This is a genomic window from Paenarthrobacter sp. 10N417, from assembly GCF_056394745.1.
In genome coordinates this window covers 1-24,735 of the sequence record NZ_JBFTIL010000011.1, presented here as the reverse complement: position 1 = coordinate 24,735, position 24,735 = coordinate 1, and the positions used below count along the sequence as shown (strand labels likewise).

General features: G+C 62.9%; 15 protein-coding genes. 9 read left to right on the top strand and 6 right to left on the bottom strand.

Annotation, left to right across the window (positions count from 1 at the left end):
• Positions 1-21: 21 nt before the first annotated feature.
• The 5 genes from AC1DCM_RS14600 to AC1DCM_RS14580 all read right to left on the bottom strand — a co-directional run bounded on the left by AC1DCM_RS14600 (position 22) and on the right by AC1DCM_RS14580 (position 10,492).
• A complete protein-coding gene (locus AC1DCM_RS14600; RefSeq protein ID WP_477518784.1) occupies positions 22-6,111 on the bottom strand; it encodes an Ig-like domain-containing protein in 6,090 nt (2,029 codons plus the stop codon).
• A 786-nt stretch (positions 6,112-6,897) separates the two neighbouring features.
• Positions 6,898-8,076, bottom strand: a complete 1,179-nt coding sequence (locus tag AC1DCM_RS14595; protein ID WP_442019078.1) for an adenylate/guanylate cyclase domain-containing protein — start codon at positions 8,074-8,076, stop codon at positions 6,898-6,900.
• Positions 8,066-8,659 (bottom strand): PH domain-containing protein, encoded by a 594-nt coding sequence (locus AC1DCM_RS14590; RefSeq protein WP_442019079.1) that lies wholly within the window; start codon positions 8,657-8,659, stop codon positions 8,066-8,068. The genes AC1DCM_RS14595 and AC1DCM_RS14590 overlap by 11 nt, the downstream gene beginning before the upstream one ends.
• Positions 8,652-9,575: a biotin--[acetyl-CoA-carboxylase] ligase gene (locus AC1DCM_RS14585; RefSeq protein ID WP_442019080.1), complete on the bottom strand. Its 924-nt coding sequence runs from the start codon at positions 9,573-9,575 to the stop codon at positions 8,652-8,654. Before AC1DCM_RS14585 ends, AC1DCM_RS14590 begins: the two co-directional genes overlap by 8 nt.
• Before the next feature lie 56 nt (positions 9,576-9,631).
• Positions 9,632-10,492, bottom strand: coding sequence for an SDR family oxidoreductase (locus tag AC1DCM_RS14580; RefSeq protein WP_442019081.1), 861 nt, complete (start codon positions 10,490-10,492; stop codon positions 9,632-9,634).
• 216 nt (positions 10,493-10,708) lie between these two features.
• On the opposite strand from AC1DCM_RS14580, the gene AC1DCM_RS14575 reads away from it, so the two are divergent.
• From AC1DCM_RS14575 to AC1DCM_RS14555, 5 genes are all read left to right on the top strand, one after another.
• Complete coding sequence (locus tag AC1DCM_RS14575; protein ID WP_477518783.1) at positions 10,709-12,292, top strand: acyl-CoA carboxylase subunit beta; 1,584 nt, start codon at positions 10,709-10,711, stop codon at positions 12,290-12,292.
• On the top strand, positions 12,289-12,537 hold the full coding sequence (locus AC1DCM_RS14570; protein ID WP_442019083.1) for an acyl-CoA carboxylase epsilon subunit: 249 nt from the start codon (positions 12,289-12,291) through the stop codon (positions 12,535-12,537). The genes AC1DCM_RS14575 and AC1DCM_RS14570 overlap by 4 nt, the downstream gene beginning before the upstream one ends.
• 74 nt (positions 12,538-12,611) lie before the next feature.
• Complete coding sequence (locus tag AC1DCM_RS14565) at positions 12,612-14,294, top strand: DUF885 domain-containing protein (protein ID WP_442019084.1); 1,683 nt, start codon at positions 12,612-12,614, stop codon at positions 14,292-14,294.
• A 351-nt stretch (positions 14,295-14,645) separates the two neighbouring features.
• Positions 14,646-16,079, top strand: coding sequence for a dicarboxylate/amino acid:cation symporter (locus tag AC1DCM_RS14560; protein WP_477518782.1), 1,434 nt, complete (start codon positions 14,646-14,648; stop codon positions 16,077-16,079).
• Between the two features lie 92 nt (positions 16,080-16,171).
• Entirely contained in the window at positions 16,172-16,642 is a 471-nt protein-coding gene (locus AC1DCM_RS14555; protein WP_442019086.1) for a YbjQ family protein, read from the top strand.
• 116 nt (positions 16,643-16,758) lie between these two features.
• Here the strand turns inward: AC1DCM_RS14555 and AC1DCM_RS14550 are convergent, their stop codons facing one another.
• Entirely contained in the window at positions 16,759-18,150 is a 1,392-nt protein-coding gene (locus AC1DCM_RS14550) for an HNH endonuclease (RefSeq protein ID WP_477518833.1), read from the bottom strand.
• 202 nt (positions 18,151-18,352) lie between these two features.
• Between AC1DCM_RS14550 and AC1DCM_RS14545 the strand changes: the two genes are divergently transcribed.
• From AC1DCM_RS14545 to AC1DCM_RS14530, 4 genes are all read left to right on the top strand, one after another.
• The gene (locus AC1DCM_RS14545) at positions 18,353-19,072 is read left to right on the top strand and encodes a TetR/AcrR family transcriptional regulator (protein WP_477518781.1); all 720 of its coding nucleotides are present in this window, start codon (positions 18,353-18,355) and stop codon (positions 19,070-19,072) included.
• 1 nt (position 19,073) lies between these two features.
• Positions 19,074-21,599 (top strand): MMPL family transporter, encoded by a 2,526-nt coding sequence (locus tag AC1DCM_RS14540; RefSeq protein WP_477518780.1) that lies wholly within the window; start codon positions 19,074-19,076, stop codon positions 21,597-21,599.
• Between the two features lie 352 nt (positions 21,600-21,951).
• A complete protein-coding gene (locus AC1DCM_RS14535; RefSeq protein WP_477518779.1) occupies positions 21,952-22,617 on the top strand; it encodes a Maf family protein in 666 nt (221 codons plus the stop codon).
• 60 nt (positions 22,618-22,677) lie between these two features.
• Positions 22,678-24,549 (top strand): acetyl/propionyl/methylcrotonyl-CoA carboxylase subunit alpha, encoded by a 1,872-nt coding sequence (locus AC1DCM_RS14530; RefSeq protein WP_477518778.1) that lies wholly within the window; start codon positions 22,678-22,680, stop codon positions 24,547-24,549.
• Positions 24,550-24,735 lie beyond the last annotated feature (186 nt).

The window sequence follows — 24,735 nt, the reverse complement described above, 5'->3', positions numbered from 1 at the left end:
GGATGACGTGTTGTGGGCAATTCAGCAACCGCCGGGCCGGGGTCCGTAGAGATCCACCGTGGTGGACTTGACGAACCAGCCGTCCTTGGCACTGCCTTGGAGCCGGTACCAGGGGGTGCCGTTGCCGTAAAGGTCCTTGGTGCAATTGATGGTGATCTTGCCCCAGGAGCGCTCCACCCAGCCGACGCCGCAACCGGCAGGGCTGCCCGGAGTGTAGGAGTCCGGCAGACCGGGTTTGCCCGGGCAGGTGCGGACGCTGCTGGCGTCCACCTGGATCTGTGACGCTGGCGGCGGTGGGGTGGGGTCGTCGCCGCTGGTGGAGTTGGCACTGCCTGCCGGTCCGGCCACGACAGTCACAGCCCTGACCTTCAGGTTGCGGGTGTTGTTCCAACCGCCACCGGAGGCATCAAAGCTCGTGGCCTTCCCCACGCCGTTCCAACCGCCACCATCCAGGCTGACTTCGTAGTGATCCAAGGGACGGCCGTTCATGGATGGGTTGTTCCACGTCCAGTGCACCTGGCCGTCACCCTTTGCCGATTTTCCACCGTTGACGTTCGGCGCGTTCGGAGGCCCGTAGGGGTTCCCCGTGCCGATCGCTTTGGCATCGCCGGACATGCCGTTCTTCACTGAAGTGGCGATGATGTTGACCACCACGTTGGTGCCGTTCGGCTGGCCACCGATGTCTCCGCCGCCCCGGCCAATCGGACCCGAACCGTAGGCGGTCTGCCAGCGGTAGGTGATCTCGTTGTCCTGCGAACCGTTGCGTTCCGCGGCGGTCAGCGGGGTGAACGTCACCCGGAGCTGTCCACTGCTTCCAGTTGCAGCGACCGAACCACTGCCCACCGTGCCGGGTTTGCCCGCAGCACGAATAGCAGCCGACTGCTGGCTGACTCCGCTGACACCGGCCTTGTTGGTAGCCGAAACAGTAAAGGTGTAATCAGCCTCAGCGTTTGCCACGGTGACATTCTGCGATGTCGCGGCTACAGATTGGGAACCCACGACGGCGCCACCCCGGTAGGTGGTCAGCGTGTAGGCAGACACGGGGTCGCCATTGTTGTTGGGAGCTACCCAGCTGACCTTCAACTGGCTCTGGCTGCCTACTGATCCTGCGCCGGACACGGAGGGAGCAGCCGGTGTTGCCGGTACCCCTGCCGGAGTTTCGGCGGCCGAGTAGGGACTCCACTCCGAGGGCTCTTTGGCGTCGTTCCTGGCCAGGACGCGAACCTGGTAGGCAACGCCGTTCGTCAGGCCTTTCCAGACGTAGCTTGCACCGGTGAGGTTCTGGATCTGGGGATTCTGGCCCGCAGGAGCCGGGGAGATCTCAAGATCGTAGGACTTGATGGGCGAGCCCTTGCTGGCGGGCGGGACCCAGGCTACGGACAACTGCTTGTCACCGAACTTGAGCGTCGGCGCCACGGGGGTGTCCGGTTTGACGTCGGGTCGAACCTCGGCAGACAGCGGCGAGCGATCGGACTCGTTGATGGCGTTGGTAGCCGTCACCGCGAAGTGGTACTTCACGTTGTTGGTCAGGCCCGTGAGCGTGCAGGTGTTGGCAGGGCATTCCTGTTTGAAGCCGCCTTCGCCGTACACCGTATATTTGGTGATGGGCGAACCACGGTCGGCAGGGGCATTCCAGGTCAGCAAGGCTGTTTGGTCGCCGACGCTCTGTGCCAGCGGAGTGGTCGGGGCCGCCGGCTTGTCCTTCACCGTGAGCCGGATGCGCGCCGTGGCGTACCGCGAGAGCTCCCCCGTCTTGTCCTGCACTGTGTATGCCACAACCATCGTTCCGGTGAAGCCCGTTGCCGGCGTCACCGTCACGTTTCCACCACTGGAATCCGCCGTCCCCTGGCCAGTCTCCGTTACAGCCGAGACGATCTTCAGAGGTGTATCCGGGAACGGGTTCGAGTCGTTCGCCAGCGCATTGACCGTGACCGGTTTGCCAGATTGGGCATCGGGTTCCACGTCATCATTGGCCACGGGTTTAGGCCTGTTGGATGCGGACAGGGAGAGCTTGTACGTAGCGAGTGCTTCCAGTCCGCGGCGGTCCTTGGCCTTCACCTGGACTGTGCCGCTCTGGCCGATCTGCACGGAATCATCAGCGGACACCTTGAGTGTCTTGCCGTCGACGCTCACCCGGAAACCACCGGGCGCAGCGCCCACCAGTTCGTAGCTCATGTTCTGGACGTCGTCGGCATCAGGATCCGAGGTCAGCTTCTCCAGGTCCAGGCTCGCCGAGTCCCCCTTGGGAACCTCAACCTGGCTGCCAAGCAGCGTGGGCGGATTGTTCTTATTGGGGTCCGGAAGCACCTTGGTACGGATGCTGAGCGTGGACTTCAAGCCGTTGGGATCATCAGGACCGGTTCCATCCGTGACTTCAAAGCTGATGGATCCCGGGCCCACATATTCTGCGCCTGCGGTGTACTTGATTGCAGTACCACCATTGGCAATAGGATCGCTGCCGTCGGCCCCGATGAGCTTGATGCGGTCCGCCTGGGTGAGGCGGGGTGAACGTCCATCACGGACCTTGACCCAGTCGGCCAAATTTACGGTGACGGACTGGCCCGATACCAACTCCACCACCTCGTCCTTGGCCAACGTGGGAACCTGCTGCCCGATGCCTGGCACCCAGATAATAGCCGTGGACTTCTGTCCGTCCACGTCCTCTACGGTGTAAGGCACCAGTTGAGGCTGCTCCGTGAGGTCAACGATCACGTTGCCCTCAGATCCGGGTCGGGCCGTCTCCAACCCGGTACTGATCTTGAGATTCTCCCCCACGCCATCGGGGTCTTCGTCGTTCTTCAAGACAGGAACATCCACGGCTGTCTTCCCGAGAGTTTGCGCCGACGTCACGCGGTCGTCGCGGGCAATCGGGGCCTGCAGGGGGATATCGTTCTTGACGATCACCCTGATGCTGGCCTGGCCCACGGCGTCGCGGTCGTCCGCCACGAAATAGCGGACGTTCACGGTGCCTTCAGCAGAGGGCGCCGTAATAAGGATGCGGCCACTGGTCTTGCTCACATGGGCGTCCAAGCCCGGGTCAGCTTCAATGCCATCGGCCATGATCCGGATCAAGTCACCATCCGGATCGGTGTCGTTGGCCATAGCATCCACGGCAATCTGACGGCCTGGTCGGACCTTGACTTCGTCATCCACCGGAGCCGGCTTCTGGTTGTCTTCACCGCGCGGCGCTACCCCGACAGTGACAGTTCCCGTGTTGACCGCTCCTTGGCGGTCAATCACCTTATATCGGAACGTAACGGTACCTGCGCCGTCGCCTGCGCCGACGAAATCGATGAAGTTGCTACCCGCCGTCGCGGTTCCCATGCTGGGTGTGCTGTCGATGCCGGTGAGCTGGACCGAGTCGCCGTCGGGGTCTATGCCATCCAACGGAACCGGAATGCGGACGCTGCCGCCAGCCACTACCCGCGCCGTCAGGTTCTTGGGCTGTGGGCGCGAATTCTGGGCGCCTTCCAACGGGAGGATGTGGATGGTCACTGCAGCGGCGCTCTTCTGACCCTGCGGATCCACGGCGTTGTAGATGGCGCGCACGGTCTTGGGGGCAGGACCTGCGATGAAGCGGAGCGTGTTTTCGGAAACGAACGCCTTGCCGTCTTGTTCGGCAATGGGCTGGGCCAACACCGGATCAACAGAGAGCTTCTCGCCCTGCGGATGCGTGTCGTTGTCCAGGACTGGAATAGTGACGACGTCGTTGACGCGTACGTTCACTTCGTCGGGTTTCGGCTGGGGAGCCTCGACGACGGCGGGGGCCGGCACCGGGACGACGCCCACCGTTCCGGTGGCCGAGGCGCGGCCGTTGGACATGGTGTAGCTGAACACGAAAGGTTCCTTGGCGCCGAGGACGTCAGTGACGCGAAGGACGCTGTGGTCGATCACACTGACCGATGCCGAGGACCCGTCGGGCACGGTCACCGACTGGAGGACGAGGACTCCGCCGGAAGGATCGGAGTCGTTCGCGAGGGGATCAACCAACACGCTTCCACCCACAGGCAACAGGGCGACGTCATGGACAGCAACCGGGGCTCCGGCGTCCTTGCCGGACTCCACATCCACGCGGATCAAACCTTGGCTGCTTTGTGGTCCGTTGCTGGCGATGTAACTCAAATACACAGGACCGGGGGTGTTGCTGCGGAACGTGAAGGTTCCGCCGTCGGTCACTGGACCCAGCTCTGCCGGGCCGGCGGCCTCAACATGGGCCACGCGCAAGGCGCCGCCGTTGGGGTCAACATCATTCTTCAACGGGGAGATGACCAGGTCCTGGCCCACCACTGCTGTGACGTGGTCCGCGTTAACTACCGGTGCGAGGGCTCCGGGCGGTTGCACATTCACCACCACCCGGCCTGTGGTGGTGGCGCGGCCGTCCCAGACGGTGATGGTGACGTTCTTTTTGCCGGGTGCTGCGCCGGAATCCTGGTACGTGAGCAACCCATCGCGGCGGACCTTGACCTGGTCTTGGTCATTGTCAGCCTTGGCGTCCAGCAGGACGAGGTCGTCGCCGTCGGGATCCATCCAGTCCGTAAGGATGTTTTGACTAACGGACTTGCCCTGTTCCACGAGCATCGTAGTGGGCTCGGCACGCTTGAACAGTGGGGGCTTGTTCTCTTCCGGCGCGACGACGTGCAGCGTCACCTTGCCACCAGCCGACAGGCCACGGCCGTCCGCTGCGTTGTAGTCGAAGACCTCCGTGCCGGGCTTCGCGGTGGGAGGGACCTTGATCTGGAATGCTGAGCCACCGTAAATGTTCTCCAGCGCACCCGACTTCGGGCCGTTGGTGCCAACCGAGGCGGTGAGGACATCGCCGTCGGGATCTGAATCGTTGTCCAGGACGCTCAGAACGGAAGTGCGGCCGGGACGAACGCCGAACTCATCGGGTTTGGTCTCGGGCGGACGGTTCGGCTTGGTACGGTCGGGGAGGACGTTGATGGTGTTGTTGTCCGCGGATTCCTGGTCCTGGTCATCGGATTGGTTCTTTGGCGGGACAACATCGTCCCAGTTGTTCACGAGCTGCATGTTCTGGTTGACCAGCCACACGCTACCGGAGTTGATGTCGTTGAGGACCACGAGGTCCCGGTTCACACGGAAGACGTAGCTGGGCGATGCGCTGGCCTTGGGGACATCGTTTTTCTTGTCGTCTGCGTCATTGTCGCAATCACGAATGTATTTGTTGGCCCCGGCCCACGCTGCGTGAACACATTTGCTGACCTGCACGGGCGCGGCGGGAACTCCCTCGCCGTCCACGGTGACTGTCGCTGCCGTGGACCCGTCCAAAGGCTGCTTCAGGAGGGCTTTGCGCGTAGCGATGGCCACATAGCCGCTGTCTTCGCTGCTCTGCTGGAGCTTGGCTTCCCGGGCGTCCTGTAGCTGGAGCTTGCGGCCACCGGGGAGGAAGAGGTTTCCGGATGCGGCATCCAGCACAACCGGTTTGTCGCCCACAACAGCAATCTGCAGATCACCCGCACCCTTGAGCTCGTCCACCTTGCTTACTTCCGAGGCAGTCCGCTCGCCGTTGGCATCCACGGTGGTGACGGTGATTTCGCCCTTGCCGGGGTCCGCCGTGTAAATGCGGTTGTCCTGTCCGACGGCGGAGACCATGTTCTGGGCGCCCGTGAGGACGGGTTCCGTGGACTCTTCATCAAAGCCGTTGACGGTGGACGGCGAGAGTGCCCACACTTTTCCGCGGGCGGGGTCCGTGACCGAGAGGACGCTGGAACCGTAGCTGACTTGCGAGGATGAGGGCAGCTGCTTGTCGCCACCCAACTTCAGGTTCGCCGCCGAGACCTGGTTGATGGTGGAGCCGGACTCATCGTCCACAAAGACGTTGCCGTCATGCTGCAGGACATCGAAGGTGGTGGTTGCCGGTGTCACGGCTCCATCAAGAACCCGAGAGGGATAATTCAGGCGTCCCACGGCGTTCTTGGTCTTGCTCACAACCCACACGCCGCCGTCGTTCAAATCGACCTCGGCCGTCTTGAACCCCGGATACAGGACTGCGCCCGCTACCAGCAAGGCGCCGGCCGCAGTCACAGCAGTTGCAGATACGAGTTTCTTGTTTCGACGCTTTTTCAGCCCCAGCTTGCCGAAGAAAGATGTCACAGCCCCAAAATTCCCTTGTGTACAGCCGCCCCCAGGCGGCGTCCAGGCCAACCGGCATGTGCCGGCAGCCACGCATTCCGCAGTACCCMCATACGGCGGCGGAATTTTCAGTCCCTAAGACTATCCCACGCACCGCACGAGTAGCCAAGGAAACCCGAGATTGAACTCTCCATTGGCTGTGACAGCCTATGGCCTCCCCCGGGCAGGTGGCGATGGGGAGAACTCCCCTCGCCCGCTCATCAGAATTCTAGGTATTCCATCGATTTGCGAAACCCGCACCCCGATCCTCTCTCACATCCAACCGGTTTTCGGCCGATCCTCTCTCACATCCCACCGGTTTCTGGCCGATCCTCTCTCACGTCCAACCGGTTTCTGGCCGATCCTCTCTCACGTCCAACGGGTTTTCGGCCGACGCGCGGGAGTTCCGTTGAGCAGCCTTGATCGTGTCTTCTTCTTCGCGGGGCATGAGGCTGCCTCGGGAAAACCAAGGACCGCAAACTCCCGACGTCGGGCTTAAGCTTTCGCGGCTAAACCGGTAAGGGCGGGACGTGAAAGAACGATCGCCAAAAACCCGCTGGACGTGAGAGAAGGATTGCCCAAAAACCAGCAGGACGTGAGAGAAGGATGCCCAAAAACCAGCAGGACGTGAGAGAAGGACGCCCAAAAAGCCCGCAGGACGTGAGAGAAGGACGCCCAAAAAGCCCGCAGGACGTGAGAGAAGGATGCCCAAAAACCCGCAGGACGTGAGAGAACAATCGCCAAAAATCAGCAGGACGTGAGAGAGCGTTAGTCCAGAACCAGGCCCTTGCCGCGGCCACGGGCGAGCATCACGGGGTGGATTTCGCCGAAACCACGGACATTCTCGGACTTTTGCGGGACCAGCACGAAGCGTTCGTCCTGTCCGAGTGCAGCAGCGGTCATCGCATCAACCAGCACCGTCCCCGGCTGGGCCAGGGTGGTCAGCCGCGCCGCAAGGTTCACGGTGGGGCCATAGATGTCGCCGAGTCGGGACAGGATGCGACCCCACACCATGGACACCCGGGCCTGGGGCAGGATCTCGTCCTCCGTGAAAGCCTGGGCCAGAGCGAGGGAAATTTCCGCGCCCGCAGCTGGGGTCTCGGCAATATAGAGAACTTCGTCGCCCACGGTCTTAACCAGGCGCCCGCCGCCCACGGAGATGATCTCGGCGCATTTGTTCTCGAAGCGCTGGACCATTTGGGCCAGGGTTTTCTCGTTCATGCGCCGGGAGAGGCTTGTGTAGGAGACGAGGTCGGCGAACCCTACGGCACGGGCCAAAGGCAAAGGAGAATCGTCCTCGTCCCCTTCGCGGCCTTCTTCGCTCGCTTGCAGGCCTGCCTCGGCACGAACGGCAAGCCGCTGAACACCGGCATTGAGCTGACGACGATACGAGTAGACCAGGATCTCTTCCAGGGAATCCACCAGCGCCGGCAGCTGGCCCACCAGCTGCTTGCGGGCCACGGCATCCGGAATCCCCTGTTCCTGGACCATGTCTTCAACCAGCGCTTCGATCTGCCAGACCACCATGCGGTCCGTCATCTGGCCGATGGAGCGGGTAACGGATATGGCAGCTTCCTCGGTGAGGATCCCCGCGCGGACAAGGTCAAGAATGGTGGACAAAGCTGCTTGGTCACGCTCGGTGAAAGCGACGTCGTCGTCCCCGAAGTTGGGGAAGCCCAAAGCCCTCCACAACTTCCGGGCGGAAAGAATGGAGACACCGGCACCTGCAGCAACTTCACGACGGCGGAGCTTGCGTTCGCCACCAAGCAACCTCGCCTCAAGCGCTTTGATCGCCAGGCGTTCGGCGGACATCACGCCGGTGGGCGGGCCGGTGGTCACGGGCGCCTGGATGGGCGCTGGTTCCGTGTCCTCATCCACTGAAGGTTCGGGTACGGCGTCGAACTCCTCGTCCAGGTCCTCGCCGGACTGCTGATCCTCAACGCTCATCTCTTCCACCTTCTCTCAATTCCCACGGCAACCCATCAAAATCCGACAGGACTTCACCCTCAAAAATCCCACCCTTGGGCAGTTCATCCATGGCGTCAAGAATGAAGCCCCTGAATTTTCCGACCTCCGGTACGTCCGTCAAGACGGCTTCGCCGGAGGGCCCGGTATCCAAGGATATATTCCCGGAGTGCAATGTCCGCTGCAGCAGGTTCTGGTGGACCCCCACGCTGCGAACCGCCATCAATGACACCTGCCAGTCACCGCGGCGAAACATTCCATACTTGGCAATTATCCGGCGGCTCGTCAGGATGAACCTGACTGAACGCCATTTCAACAGCCGCTTCACGCTGTAGGCCATCAGGACGAGCGCTGCCAGGCCCACACAGGTACCGACAAGCCATGGCGTCCATTCCACTGTAATGAACGGGGCAAGGCGCTGCGGATTTCCTTTGATGATCCATGCACAGGCGTACGCCGCCAGGGCAGGAATCACGATGAAGGCCAGCGTTGGCAAGAACAGCGAGCGGGGCTGTTGCCGCGTGATGGTGATGACCTGCTCCCCCGGAAGCAACTCTTTACGCATAACCGCTTTCCGTGGCGCGCAGATGGACCACATCACCAGCCGTCACAACGTGTTCCCGGCCGCCGTGGTCCACCACCAGGAGCGATCCGTGCTCGTCCAAACGGGAGGCGTGGCCCACTATTTCGTGGTCGCCGGGCAGGTGCGCGCGCACTTCGCGTCCCAAGGTGACCATTGCCGACTCAACGCGCTTATGCAGCGAGGGGCCACCTGCCAACCCTGCCGCGGGATCGCCTTCTGAGTTGCAGAAGCTGCGGTAAAGCCGACTGAAGCGGGAAAGGTAGCTCTTCAGCAGCGCGGTGCGGTCCGTCGTCGTCGCACCTTCCAAGGCCAGGGACGTTGCGGTTGGTACCGGCAATTCATCCTGCGCCAGCGAGACGTTGAGGCCAACGCCCAGGATCACTGCAGGGACCGATCCGTCACCCAGTGGCGTCATCTGAGCCAGGATTCCGGCAACCTTCCGTCCATTAATCAGGACGTCGTTGGGCCACTTGATCTCTGCAGTTATGCCGGCCGTTTCCTGCAATGCTTCGCGCAGGGCAACGGCGGCTAGCAGTGAGAGCCAGGAGTAGCTCTGCGTCGGCACGGGCATGCCCTCGGCTGTGACGGGCCGCAGCACCATCGACACGGAGACGGCGGAGCGCTCGGGCGATTCCCAGTGCCTGTCCAGCCGTCCGCGTGCCGCCGTCTGGTGTTCGGCGGTCAACACAGCAAGGTCGGCCCATTTTTTGGGCTCCGAAGTTACGGCACGCACGAGGTCCTGATTGGTGGATCCCGTGGACTCGACAATATTCACTTGGGAAATTCCGGTTGCCGACAGGAAATCAGGCTGGAGCAGTGCCTCGCGGTCCAATGACGGCCGGTCTTCCCCGGGCCTGGGGTCGAGGGGTTCGCTGCTGGCAGGCTGTTCGGCATCCATAGCTGAATCCTATCCAGTTGCGGCCCGCAGAACCTGCCCGAAACATGGGAATCCGCTTAGAGGAAGATGTCTTGCACCAGGCGGTCCTCAGGCGCGCCGAGGCTGTATGGCGCAAACTCCTTCACACCGGCAGCCCTGAGGACTTCTTCGTCGGTGTAGAAGTTACCCGAACCCGTGGAGCCGTCGCCAAGGTTGGCGCCGGTCAGCACAGCGTGCGCAGCATCTGCCATGATCTCCGGTCCGCGGGCGGCCTTCACAATCTGCTGCCCACCGGGCATGTTCCGGATCGCCGCGGTATCGATCAGGGTGCAAGGCCAGAGCGAGTTGACCGAGACGCCGTCGTCCTTAAGCTCTTCGGCGAGTCCCAGGGTGGTGAGGCTCATTCCATACTTGGCCATGGTGTAGGCCAGATGCATCCCGGCCCATTTTGGATCGAGGTTCAGCGGTGGAGAGAGCGTGAGAATGTGCCCGTCCCCGGATTCCCGCAGCGCAGGGAGGGACAGCTTGGAGAGCAGGAAGGTTCCACGGACGTTGATGTCCTGCATGAGGTCGTAACGCTTCATGTCAATTGCATCCGTGCGCGAGAGGTCAATCGCTGACGCGTTGTTGATGACGACGTCGATTCCCCCAAAGCGCTCGACGGCGGCACTCACCGCCGCGGCGACGTCGTCGTCATTGCGTACATCGCCCACGAGCGGCAGCGCCTGGCCACCTGCCGCAACCAGTTGATCGGCCGCTGTGAAGACGGTTCCTTCCAGTTTCGGGTGGGGTTCTCCGGTCTTGGCCATCAGGACGATATTGGCGCCGTCGCGTGCGGCACGGGTGGCGATGGCCAATCCGATTCCACGGCTGCCTCCGGACATGATGATGGTGCGGCCCTTGAGTGAACCGCTGGCTACATAAGGGGTTGGAGTCATGCAGACACTCTAACCCAAGTATGTTACTGACGGGTAACATAGCGACAGCTTTGGCTTGGGCGCTGAAAATTGTAGGGTTTCTACAGCGGTTCGCGGCAATGGCGTCACTAGACTGGCCAGCGGGGCCTTTTCTTTGTACGGAAGCTACTTAAGTCAGCTACTTGTTCGCAACAGAACTGCGCCAGCGAAAATCAGCTACAGAGCCGGAGACACTTGATGAGCCACGATCTGACAACGACAGCGGGAAAGATTGCAGACTTCCGCGACCGCCAGGCCCGTGCAGAGCAGCCTTCCGGCCCGGAAGCGATCGAAAAGCAACACGCACGCGGAAAGAACACTGCCCGCGAACGCATTGACCTCCTGGTCGATCCCGAATCGTTCGTTGAGTTCGATGCCCTGGCCGTCCACCGTTCCACAGCCTTCGGCATGGAGAAAAAGAAGCCCCTGGGCGACGGCGTCGTCTCCGGCTACGGCACAGTGGACGGGCGGCTCGTTGCCATCTACAGCCAGGACTTCAGCGTCTACGGCGGCTCCTTGAGCCAGGTCAACGGCGAGAAGATCGTCAAGGTCCAGGAATTCGCCCTCCGCAACGGCTGCCCGGTTGTGGGCATCAACGACGGTGGCGGCGCGCGCATCCAGGAAGGCGTGGCTTCCCTGGCCATGTTCGCGGATATCTTCCGCAACAACGTCCACGCTTCCGGCGTCGTCCCCCAGATCTCGCTCATCATGGGCCCCTGCGCCGGCGGCGCTGCCTACTCCCCCGCCCTGACCGACTACGTGGTCATGGTGGACAAGACTTCCCACATGTTCATCACCGGCCCGGATGTCATCAAAACCGTCACGGGCGAGGACGTGGATATGGAAACGCTGGGCGGTGCCCGCCAGCACAACGCCACCACCGGTACGTCCACTTACCTTGCCTCCGACGAAGCCGATGCCATTGAATTCGTCCGCGAACTCCTGGACTTCCTGCCTTCCAACAACCTCTCCGAGGCGCCGGTTGTAGAACACGACCAGGAATTGGAACTCGACGACGACGACCTCGCCTTGGATGGACTGATCCCGGATTCGGCCAATCAGCCGTACGACATGCGCAAGGTCATTGAGCAGATCGTGGACGACGCCCACTTCCTTGAAATGCAGTCGCTGTATGCCCCCAACGTGATCATTGGCTACGGGCGGGTCGAAGGTCACACCGTCGGCATCGTTGCGAACCAGCCGATGCAGTTCGCAGGCACCCTGGACATCTCCGCATCCGAGAAAGCCGCACGGTTTGTCCGGCACTGCGACGCTTTCAACATCCCCATCATCACGCTGGTGGACGTGCCCGGCTTCCTCCCCGGCAAGGACCAGGAATTCCAGGGAATCATCCGTCGAGGCGCCAAACTCCTGTATGCCTACGCTGAGGCCACCGTGCCCAAGCTCACCGTCATCACCCGCAAGGCCTATGGCGGCGCATATATCGTGATGGGCTCGAAGAAGCTGGGCGCGGACCTGAACCTCGCGTGGCCCACAGCCCAAATCGGTGTCATGGGCGCCCAAGGCGCAGTGAACATCCTTTACCGCCGCGACCTCGCAGCGGTTGCCGAGGCCGGCGGCGACGTCGAGGCCAAGCGCGCCGAGATCATCCAGGGCTACGAGGAAGAACTCCTCAACCCTTACCAGGCAGCTCAGCTGGGCTACGTCGACGCCGTTATTGCACCCTCTGACACGCGCCTCCAAATCATCCGCGGCCTGCGCGCCCTTCGCGACAAACGCTCCAGCCTGCCCACCAAGAAGCACGGGAACATCCCCCTATGAGCCCTGCAAAGCATCGGGCAGACGATAACCCTTCAGCGCCCGAACCCGTCGCTCCCATGTTCTCCGTGGTCAAGGGAGAACCCACCGCCGAGGAGCTCGCGGCCCTTGCCGCCGTCGTCGCTTCTGTCGGAGTACCCCCGACGACGGAGCCTGCAAAGCCGAACGTTCGTCATTGGGTACGCCGTCAGCAGTTGCGCCTGGACCCCACGCCGGGTCCGGGCGCGTGGAAGCGCAGCCGCGGATAGTTCGCTTCATCGCGGTGGCGCGAGAAAGTGCAACAACCCTTTCACGTGAGCCGACTCACGGTTAGGCTCTGTGGGTGACTACTGCAAACACGCCTGCACGACCCAAGACCGCCATCGATTCCGTTGCTGACGCGTACACGGAAAAGCTGATCGAACTCAACCCCAGCTTCGCCACCACGTTGGGGTTGCCGGGGCACGAAACCGAATATCAGGACTACTCGCCTGCGGGTGCCGAGGCCCATGCACAGGCTGCCCGGCAGGCATTGGAATCGTTGGCGGCGCTGGAACCGACCGACGAGTCCGACGTCGTCACCCTGGACGCTATGCGCGAGCGGCTCGGGCTGGAGCTGGAGATCCACGACACCGGCTGGGATGCTGCCGACCTCAACAACATCGCCTCGCCCGCCCAGGATATCCGCGCCATCTTCGACCTCATGCCCACGGATACGGCGGAGCAGTGGGAGCACATTGCCGGCCGTGCGGCCAACGTTCCCGGCGCCATCGAGGGCTACATCTCCTCGCTTCGTGCCGCCAAGGAAGACGGCAAAGTAGCCGCCGCGCGCCAGGTTCGAATCGTCATCGAACAAACTGCCCGGTACGCCGCCGAGGACGGATTCTTCGCCAAGATGGCTTCATCCGCTGCCCTTGGTGGCCAGCCGCTTCCCGCAGACGTTCAGTCCAAGCTCGACGCCGGTGCCTCCGCTGCACGATCAGCCTACGAATCATTGGGTACTTTCCTCCAGGACGAGCTTCTCCCCGCTGCCCCGGAAAAGGACGCGGTAGGGCGGGAACGGTATGCCCTGGCCTCCCGTTCGTTCCTGGGGGCGGCCGTTGATCTCGAGGAAACCTACGCGTGGGGCGTCCAAGAGCTGGAACGGCTCATCAGCGAACAGGAAAAGGTAGCCGCGCAGATCAAACGCGGCGCCAGCATCGAAGAAGCCAAAAGCATCCTCAACAACGATCCAGCCCGCCAGATCAAAGGCACAGACGCACTGAAGGCGTGGATGCAGGAGCTCTCGGACCGCGCAGTATCCGAGCTCGCAGACGTCCACTTCGACATCCCGGACGTCATGAAAACCCTCGAATGCATGATCGCCCCCACCGACGAAGGCGGCATCTACTACACCGGCCCCTCCGACGACTTCTCCCGGCCAGGCCGCATGTGGTGGTCCGTTCCCGCCGGCGAAGACACCTTCACCACCTGGTCCGAAACAACCACCGTCTTCCACGAAGGCGTACCCGGCCACCACCTCCAAGTCGCCACCGCCACCTACCGCCGCGAACTCCTCAACAACTGGCGCCGCAACGTCTGCTGGGTCTCCGGACACGGCGAAGGCTGGGCACTCTACGCCGAGCAGCTCATGCTGGAACTGGGCTACTTAAAAGACCCCGGCGACCACATGGGCATGCTGGACGGCCAACGCATGCGTGCCGCCCGCGTTGTTTTCGACATTGGCGTCCACCTGGAACTACCCGTCCCCGAACGCTGGGGCACCGGAACCTGGACGCCCGCGAAGGGCTTTGACTTCCTCAAGGCCAACCTCGACATCAGCGAAGGCCAGCTCCAGTTCGAATTCACCCGCTACCTCGGCTGGCCCGGGCAGGCACCCTCGTACAAGGTGGGTCAGCGGCTCTGGGAGCAGATCCGGGCCGAGCTTGAAACCCGCGAAGGGTTCGATCTGAAGTCCTTCCACAGCAAGGCACTAAACATTGGCTCGGTCGGTTTGGACGTATTGCGCCGGGCGTTGCTTGGTTAAGTTGCAAGGTCCGGCGTGTCCGGAGGACACACATCCTCTGCGTGCTGCGCCCCAACGCCACCCTCGCCTCGCAAGCTCGGCCAGGGAACCCTGGCGTCGTGGGCCCACTTCGTCGCTTTGACGCACGCTGCCGGATGTCTGTCCTCCGGCCATGGTGCCTTGCCARTCGACGACGGCGGCGCAGCGCGTCCCTTGACCGAGACAGTGGCCACAGTGGGCTGGGGAATAACTTCATACTCGAGCGGTAGTTCGCCGGTATTCAAGGCACGGCCCGAATAGGGGTGTTGTAGCGGCGTAATATTTCTAAACGTCCGTTCGCTATGTTATTTGGGGTGCACCTAGCGTGTTCTTGTGAGCACCTCAAATAACATCACTTCAGCGCCTGCAAAGAGCGGCTTCCAGCTTCCCAAGTGGGCAGGATCCTTCGGCGTCCAGATCATTGCCGCCCTCATCATCGGCCTCGTCCTTGGCCTCATCGCCAAGTACACCGGCAGTACCAAGACCGCCCCCAACGGCCTCGGCGCAACTCTTCAAACGATTGGCTCCAGCTACGTCTCGTTGCTGCAGACCGCCGTCGTTCCTTTGATCTTCACGGCGGTGGTGAGCTCCATCGCCAACCTTCGCCAGGTTTCCAATGCGGCCCGCCTCGCCTGGAACACGCTGCTTTGGTTTGCCATCACCTCACTGGTTTCGGTGCTCATCGGCATCGGCCTGGGTGTGCTCCTGCAGCCTGGTGCAGCTACCGGGATCACGCAGAAGGCCGAGTACGCCGGCAAGACCGGTGACTGGTGGGCGTTCCTGATCGGGCTTTTCCCGAAGAACTTCCTCGGACTCGGCGCGAGCTCCACTGTCACGGAGAGCGCCAACGCGGCCACCACAGTCAGCACCTCCGTCAGCTTCAATGTGCTCCAGATCCTTGTGGTCGCGATCGCCGTCGGCATTGCTGCGCTCAAGGTCGGCAAGCAGGCAGAAGTCTTCCTGAACTTCAACGCCTCGGCATTGGCCGTCATCCAGAAGGTCCTGTGGTGGATCATCCGCATCGCTCCACTGGGCACCATCGGCCTGATCGGCAACGCCGTTGCCATCTACGGCTGGGACACCATCGGCTCCTTGGGCAAGTTCACCGCCGCCATTTACATCGGCCTGGCACTAGTGCTCTTTGTCCTCTATCCGATCCTGGTCCGTGTCCACGGCCTTTCCATCAAGCAGTACTTCTCCGGTGTATGGCCGGCCGTGCAGTTGGCCTTCGTCTCCCGATCCTCGATCGGAACGCTGCCGCTCACGCAGCGCGTCGCCGAGCGTAACCTCGGCGTTCCCTCGGGCTACGCTTCCTTTGCGGTGCCGCTGGGCGCCACCACCAAGATGGACGGTTGCGCAGCCATCTACCCCGCCATCGCAGCGATCTTCGTGGCCCAGTTCTTTGGCATCAACCTGGACTTCAGCCAATACCTCCTCATTGTGCTGGTCTCCGTGCTCGGTTCCGCTGCCACGGCAGGCACCACGGGCGCCGTCGTCATGCTCACGCTGACCCTGTCCACGCTGGGACTGCCGTTGGCCGGCGTTGGACTCCTGCTGGCGATCGACCCCATCCTGGACATGGGCCGCACAGCCGTCAACGTGGCAGGCCAGGCGCTCATCCCTGCAATCGTCGCCAAGCGCCAGGGCATCCTGGACGAATCGCTGTACAACGCGCCCCGCAATGGCGCCGCGTTCGCTGACGAGTTCGCCAACGACACGGCTGCTGCCGAGAACGAGGCGCGCGAACTGGCCGATTCCAAGGCATAGCACCAGCTGGCTTTTCGCACCGCACAATCCCTTGGGGACTTCTCCCCCCGGGATTGCGCGGTTTAACGGCGAAAGCTGGATAGGCTCGGAGCATGTTGATCGTCACCTCCAATGAGATACCCGGCCACCGCATCGACGCCGTCTTCGGCGAAGTCATGGGCCTCACTGTCCGTTCCCGCGATATCGGCTCCCAGATGCTGGCCGGTTTCCGCTCCCTCGGTGGCGGCGAGCTGCCTGAAATGACCAGGGCACTCTATGAAAGCCGACAGGAAGTCATGGCCCGCATGGTCAACGAGGCCCAGCAGCGCGGCGCCAACGCAATTGTCGCCATGCGCTTCGACACCTCCGAAATGGGGACCAACTGGACTGAAGTCTGCGCCTATGGCACGGCCGTATACGTGCTCCCGCTCGGCGAAGGCGAACCCGGCGCCACTGGGCAGTCCGTGTACTTGACCAAGACCGCGTCCCAGCCGGGACAAGGGCAGCAGGCACCACAGCAGGGCCAGCAACAGCCAGCGCAGCCGACTCACCCTGCGCCGCAGGCACCCCCGCACCAGTTCTGACCTACTTCCCTTCGCGCCACGGGTCCCGCCCTTGTACGCTCTACTCGCAGTTGAACGGTGAATAGAGCGAACAAATGCGGGATTCGTCGTGCCGGAGGTGAATTCCTGTTGCTGGCCTAGGTTTCGGACGGCGATGTTGACCGTGGTGGGTGACCCGGCAAAGGTGGGGCTTTGGATTGGTAGCTGTGTCCTGTGGGTGTGTTGACTTCGAGTTCATGTCTGCCGCCGGGGATTGTTTTCACGTTCCAGCCGGGGTTTTCTTTGGTGTGGTTGCAGGCTTCGCAGAGCCCCGCGCCGTTGGCCAGGCTCGTGGCACCGCCGTAGTGCCAGGGAACCACGTGGTCTGTGTGGCGGATGGGCGCGTCGCAGTAAGGGGTGCGGCAGGTGTCGTCGCGGGTTTCGATGAAGCGCCGCATTCCGGGTGGGAAGAGCCGGGCTTTGGAGTCCATGGCCAGCAGTTCACCACTGGCCGGTGCTGTGTACAGACGGCGAAGCAAGACCCTAAGGTCCTCGCGGTCCGTGCGTTTCGTACCCGAGTTGGCCTGCCCGGATTCCGCTTGGTTGTCGGTCCCGGCCTTTCCCACAATCCCGGCCTCGCCGCTGGTTCCGCTCTGACCATTGATTCGCGACTCTCCGTCCGCCTCGCCATTCCCTGGATCGCCGTCTGCCTGGCTGCTGTCTCCGGCGACGAGGGTCCGGGCCCATTCGGCGGGGACAATTCCGTAGCCAGTAAGCCGTGCTGGTTCGCTGTCGCCTTGGAAAAGGGTCCGGTCGGTCATGACGAGCTGCACATCAACACCGCTGATCCCGCCGGGGGTGCCGGTGAGGCGTTCGGTCAGGGTGTCGGCCATGACCTGGCCCCGGGTCCGGGTGTCCCCGCCCGAGCGGGCCGAGTCAGCATGACGGCTGAGGGCGGCATACGCGGCGACGCCTTGAGCGACCGGGAGCAATGCGGTGAGGATGGTCATGGTGTCCGGGGCCGGGCGGAGGCTAACGTGCCGTTCGGACGCGGCGTGGGCTGCGCGTTGGGTCACGGAGCGCGGGTCCCGCCGGTAGGCTGCGGCTTTCGCGGCGGCGATGATGGTTTTGTCTCCAGCGCCGTCGAAGGTTCCGGTGTCGGGGGCGAGTTCCTCATCAACGGCTGCCCGGTCTTCGACGGACAGGCAGGCTGTTTCCTTCACCAGCAGAGTGGCCCGCCATTCGTTCAGGTGTCCGGTTTCCAGGGCGGCCATGGTGCGCGGCATTTCCGAGACCAGTGCTTTGGCCAGTCCGAGGAGCCGGGACCCTTTGTTCGGTGATTCGCGCCGGGCCAGGGCGATCTGCGCACCTACACCCTGACCACGCTCAGCGGAGGGGACATCCATCTCGGCCTGGGCTTGGCGCTGGGCGAGGTCGAACGCCACAGCAATCTTGGCCTGCAAACCGGCTATAGCGGACTTCATGTCTTCCAGCGCACGCATCTGATCGATAAGGTCCCTGCTCACCACGCTGGCCGCAACGGGAGGCATGAAGCGGGCAGGAACAGCTGACGATGAGAGTGCGGTCATCGTTTGCCCTTCGCTGTCCAAGTCCATACCCACACTCTTTCAGCAGGCGCCGACATTATTAGCTCCCCCGGCCCGGATGGGTTTGCCGGGCAATGAGAACTGATATTTTCGACCACTCAGGTTAATATTGCGCAGAGTGCAAAGTTGCACTTAGTGTAAGTATGTGACCCTAGACAGTATTGAACCGATCACCGCGGAAGTCAGCGAGCCCGCCGGCCCCTCGCGGCGCGAGCTCAACAAGGCAGCAACCCGCGCCTCCATCGCCACCGCGGCACTGGACCTTCTACGCAGCAACGGCCCCGGCAATTTCACGGTGGAGGACATCACCGCGAGTGCAGGCGTTTCCCGACGGACCTTCTTCAACTACTTCGCGAGCCTCGAAGCTGCCCTCGCGTCCGTCGCCGACGGCTTCATGGATCGCGCCCTCGAGCAATTCCGATTGCGCCCGGCGGAGGAATCGATCCTCGAATCCGCGCAGGCCGCGCTGATGGCCCTCGCAGATCCCATGTCGGTAGCACCCATGGCCGAACTTTTCAGCCTCACTCAGGACAACCGCTCCCTGGCCCGTTCCGAACTCGAAGCATGGGAACACTGCACAGGGCAGATTATCGACGCTGCCCGCAGCAGACTCGGATCAGACACCAGCGAGCTCTACCTGCATGCCCTTGCCGGATCTGTCATCTCATGCGGCAAGGCGGCCATGACAGTCTGGTTCGCCGAGCGAGGCCCTGACCTATCGCCCGATTCGCTTGAGGTTCTTCGCCAGCACCTCATCGACGCCATGGGCCTCCTGGGAGCCGGCTTCGCGCCGTCGTCGGAAGTCACCCCGCAAGCGGCGTCAACTTCACCAGCAGCATCCCCCACCTCCACAGATCGGTTCTGACATGGCCTCGTTCCTCTACCGCCTGGGCAAGTTTTCTTATCGCCGCCGCTGGCTGGTCATCTCGCTGTGGCTGGCAGTCCTGGTGACCGTGGGAGGTTCGGCCGCAGCCTTCCACGGCACCATGTCCAACAACTTCAGCATCCCCGGCACGGAAACGCAGAGGATGGCCGACAAGCTCAAAGAAGCCCTGCCCGATGCGTCAGGCGGCTCGGCGAGCGTGGCCTTCGACGCCGGAGACTCTGGTTTCGACCAAGCCAAGAAGGACGCCGTAGCCACTGCGCTCAACAAGCTCGAAGCCATGCCGGACGTGCAAGGGACGGTGAATCCGTTCACCACCCAGGACCAGTTGGACAAGGCCGCCGGCGAGATTGCTGCTGGCGAAGCGAAGGCCGCCGAAGGCAAGACCCAGCTGGACGCCGCCCGCGCCCAACTGGAAGCCGGCCAAGCCCAGCTTGCGGGAGCGGAACAGCAGATGGCAGCCTCAGGCCTTACACCTGCACAAATCGAGGCCCAACTCGCGCCGCAGCACGCCGAACTAACCGCCAACAAAGCAAAGCTCGACGCCGGCGCCAAGGAAGCAGCGGACGGAGCCGCCGCGTTGGCCTTGGGAAAGCGCCAGTTGGAGGCCTCCGAGGGGATGCGCTTCGTCTCCACGGACAACAAGGCCGCCATCGCCCAGGTCCAATTCAAGACCTCCATCAACGCCGTTGATCCCGCCGTCCGCAAGCAAGTTCAGGAGATCGTTCAGGGCGTATCCTCCGCGGGTGTCACAGCATATGCCAGCAAGGAAATCACTGAGGACGTCTCGCAGATCTTCGGAGTCGCGGAGATCGTCGGTGTCGCCGTGGCAGCTCTCGTTCTGATCCTTATGCTGGGCACACTCATCGCAGCCGGCCTGCCCCTCGTCATGGCCCTGATCGGCGTGGCTGTAGGCGTCGGCGGAACGTTCGCCCTAACCGGCGTGATCACCATGAGCTCCATTTCCCCGATGCTCGCTCTGATGCTTGGGCTTGCAGTGGGCATCGACTACTCCCTGTTCATCGTCAACCGCCACCGTAACCAGCTTCTGGCCGGGATGGACGGCGAGGAATCCGCAGCCCTCGCCACCGGAACATCCGGAAACGCCGTGCTGTTCGCGGGCCTCACCGTCATCATCGCCCTGGCGGCACTTGTGGTCCCGGGGCTGCCCTTCCTGGCTGTGATGGGGGTTGCCGCCGCAGCGACAGTTGCCGTCGCCGTCGTCGTGGCTTTGACGCTGACCCCCGCCATCCTCGCCTTGATCGGCCGCAGACTGATTTCCAAGCGTGCATGGGCCAAGGCTGCCAAGCACAATGCCGAGCCGGGCCACGAAGCCGCGGACCGGGCCCTGGAAGAGAAGCGCAGCAGCAGTGGCTGGGGCGGGTTGGTCACACGGCATCCGTGGGTTTCCCTCGTGGCCAGCGTGGTGCTGTTGGGCGCCTTGGCGCTGCCGGCTTCCCAGCTGCGTTTGGCACTTCCCGACGGCGGATCCGAGCCGGTCGATTCGCAAGCCTTCAAAGCCTACGACCTCACACGCAACAGCTTCGGCGAGGGCGTCACGGGGCCGATCGTCGTCGTCGCAGGGTTCCCGGAAGGCCTCAGCGAAACGGATGCCAAGAACAAGCAGTTCGACGTCGCGGATCAGCTGCGCAGCGTGGAGAACGTCACGGCCGCGGTGCCGGTGGCACTGAGCGCAGATCGCCAGACGGCCGTCTTCCAGGTCATTCCCAAAGAAGGACCAGCAAGCGCCAGCACAGTCCAGGTAGTTTCCGACGTCCGCGCCAAGGGCACCCAAATCCGCCAGGACCTCGACGTCAGCATCGGCCTCACCGGTCAGACGGCCGGCAACATCGACGTTTCCGCCAAGCTCGGGGCTGCCCTCCCGCCGTACTTGGCGATCGTCGTCGGACTTTCGCTCATCCTCTTGCTGCTGGTGTTCCGGTCGATTGTCGTGCCTCTGCTCGCCACCGGTGGTTTCCTCTTGTCGCTGGCTGCAGCGTTTGGCGCCGTCGTGGCCGTTTACCAGTGGGGCTGGTTGGGTGCGATTTTCGACGTCGCCAACCCGGGCGCCGTCCTAAGCTTCCTGCCGATCATCCTGATCGGTGTGCTGTTTGGCCTCGCGATGGACTACCAGGTGTTCATCACATCGGGCATGCGTGAATCCTTCATGCATGGCGAGAATGCCAAGCACGCCGTTCGCACCGGCTTCAGCCACGCCGCAGCAGTGGTCACGGCGGCCGCGATCATCATGGTCAGTGTATTCTCCGGCTTCATATTCAGCCACCTCACCATGGTCCGGCCGTTGGGCTTCGCAATGGCGTTCGGTGTGCTGATTGATGCGTTCGTTGTCCGCATGACCATCGTTCCCGCCGWCATGTATCTGCTCGGCGAGAAGGCGTGGTGGTTGCCAAAGTGGCTGCAGCGCGTCCTGCCGGATGTGGACGTCGAAGGCGCCAAACTGAACCGCACCGACCGTCCGAAGACCGGCTCCGAGGAACTCGTCCACTAACCTTCTCTCACATCCACGCTGGCTGTGACAGATGTTCTCTCACATCCACCGGCGATCTGACCGACGTTCTCTCACATCCCCCAGAAAGCCCGACGTCGGCACTCAACTTGGGTGCCGACGTCGGGCATTTCTGGGTGCATTGTTGGCAGGTGCCCGCGCCACGGGATCAGGTCGTGCCTGGCCTCGAGCTGAACCAGAGCATTGATTACCTCGGCCGCACTGTGGCGAGTGAGGGTTGGCGGCGGCACATCGAGGTGATATGAGAGAACATCCCCCGGAAACCGGCAGGAAGTGCGAGAAGATCGCCCGGAAACGGGCAGGACGTGAGAGAACGTCGTATTAGGCTGGGACGGTGACCCGATTGATCCTTGCCTCGCAATCCCCTGCCCGCACCAAGTTACTGACGGAAGCGGGGATCCAGCATGACGTCCTGGTTTCGGACGTGGACGAGGACGCGGTGCAGGCGCATTACGGCGTGACGGACGCGCATGACACCGCGCTGCTGCTGGCCCGGGCAAAGGCTGAAGCTGTGGCCGCGCTCCCCGAAGCCGAGGGTGCCCTGGTGATCGGCTGCGATTCGGTTTTCGAGTTCGACGGCGAGTCCCACGGCAAGCCCTACACCGCGGAGGTCGCCCGGGAGCGGATGCTGCGCATGAGCGGATCCAAGGGCGTGCTCCACACCGGTCACTGGCTGGTGGACTGCCGGGACACCGCCGCGGACGTAGACGACGACGGAACTGAGGAAACAGACGGCTCGGGAGCAACAGTCGGCGCCGTGTCCAGCGCCGAGGTTCATTTCGCAGAGATGAGCACCAACGACATCGACGCCTACATCGCCACCGGAGAACCCCTGCACTGCGCCGGCTCGTTCACCATCGACGGCCTGGGCGGCGCCTTTATCCGCAAGGTGGACGGTGACCCGCACGCCGTCGTCGGGCTTTCCATCTCCACCCTCCGGGACCTGCTGGTCCATGCGAATGTGGGCATCACGGAGCTGTGGGACGCGAAGAGCCAGTAGAAGCGATTTGTAGCAACCCTACAAAGGAACCTCTCCTCACACACGGAATCCCCCATCAATATGGGCGGAACCCTCACAATCACGCTAGGCTCCTCAAGGACAGAAGGAGTCAACAACTTGTCAGCTAACCCGGCGCAGCCCATTTCCAGCCCTCTTACCAAGGTCTTGATTGCCAACCGCGGCGAAATCGCGGTCCGCATCATCCGTGCCGCCCGGGACGAAGGCATCGCCTCCGTAGCCGTCTACGCAGACCCGGACCGTGACGCCCTCCATGTCCGCCTCGCCGACGAAGCGTATGCCCTTGGCGGCAACACTGCAGCTGAGTCCTACCTGGTCATGGAGAAAATCATCGACGTCGCCAAGCAGGCCGGCGCCGATGGGATCCACCCCGGGTACGGTTTCCTCGCCGAGAATGCGGAATTCGCCGCCAAAGTGATCGACGCCGGCATCACCTGGATCGGACCCTCCCCCGAGGCGATCTCTGCCTTGGGCGACAAAGTCCAGGCGCGCCACATCGCCGAAAAAGTAGGCGCCCCGCTGGTCCCCGGCACAGCTGATCCCGTGAAATCAGCGGACGAGATCCTGAAGTTTGCGGAGGAATTCGGCCTGCCCATCGCCATTAAGGYTGCTTTCGGCGGCGGTGGACGCGGCATCAAGGTTGCCCGCACCATGGAAGAGATTCCGGAGCTGTACGAATCCGCAGTCCGTGAGGCGATAGCAGCTTTCGGCCGGGGCGAGTGCTTCATCGAGCGCTTCCTGGACGCCCCGCGCCACGTTGAGACGCAGTGCCTGGCGGACGCTTACGGCAACGTTGTGGTTGTCTCCACCCGCGACTGCTCGCTGCAACGCCGCAACCAGAAACTCGTCGAGGAAGCCCCTGCTCCCTACCTGAGCGAGGAGCAGAACAAGCGGCTCTACGAATCTTCCAAGGCGATCCTGAAGGAAGCCAACTACCTCGGCGCCGGCACTTGCGAGTTCCTGGTGGGCCAGGACGGCACTATCTCCTTCCTCGAGGTCAACACCCGTCTCCAGGTAGAGCACTGTGTTTCCGAGGAAGTTACGGGCATCGACCTCGTCCGCGAACAGTTCCGCATTGCGCGTGGGGAGGCTCTTGGCTACGAGGACCCCGAGGTCCGCGGCCACTCCTTCGAGTTCCGCATCACCGGCGAAGACCCGGGCCGTAACTTCATGCCCGCACCCGGCACGGTCAGCACGTTGAAGAACCCCACGGGCCCCGGCATCCGCGTGGACTCAGGCATTGAGCAGGGCGACGTCATCAGCGGAAACTTCGACTCCATGCTGTCCAAGCTGATCGTCACCGGCGCCACCCGCGAGCAAGCCCTCCAGCGCTCGCGCCGCGCCCTTGAGGAGATGGTGGTGGAAGGCATTCCAACCGTCATCCCCTTCGACCTCGCCGTTGTCACAGACCCCGCCTTCGCACCTGTGGAGGGACCGTTCAGCGTCCACACCCGCTGGATCGAAACCGAATTCGTCAACAACATCCCCGCCTGGACGGCCAGCGGCGCGGGTACGGAAACGCCCGACGCCGGTGAGCGCCAGCGCGTCGTCGTCGAGGTTGGCGGCAAGCGGCTTGAGGTCGTTCTGCCGTCCGGCCTGGGCGCCAGCGTCGCCGCTGTTTCCAGCGGCTCGGGCACCAAGTCGGGCAAGTCCAAGAAGCGTTCCCGCTCGGCAGGGGCCGCAGCGGCTGCCGCCGGTGGGGATGCATTGACCTCGCCGATGCAGGGCACCATCGTCAAGGTCGCAGCCGCCGAAGGCGATATCGTGGCCGAGGGCGATCTGATCGTTGTCCTGGAAGCCATGAAGATGGAGCAGCCATTGACCGCACACAAGTCCGGCACTGTTCGCGGCCTGGCAGCCACAGCGGGTGAGACGGTCGCTGCCGGCGCTGTCATCGCCACCATCGAGGACTAAGAAGCCAAACTTAACGACGTCGGCCCCGCACTGGAAGGGCGGTTTCTAGGGGTCGTTGCAACACCTGTTGGTTAGGTGGTTAGTAGTAAATCACGTAAACGCTCGGCGGGAGTTTTCCAGCCGAGCGTTTTGCGTGGGCGGCCGTTGAGTTCCTGGGCAACGTGTTCGAGGTCTTCCGGACCGTGG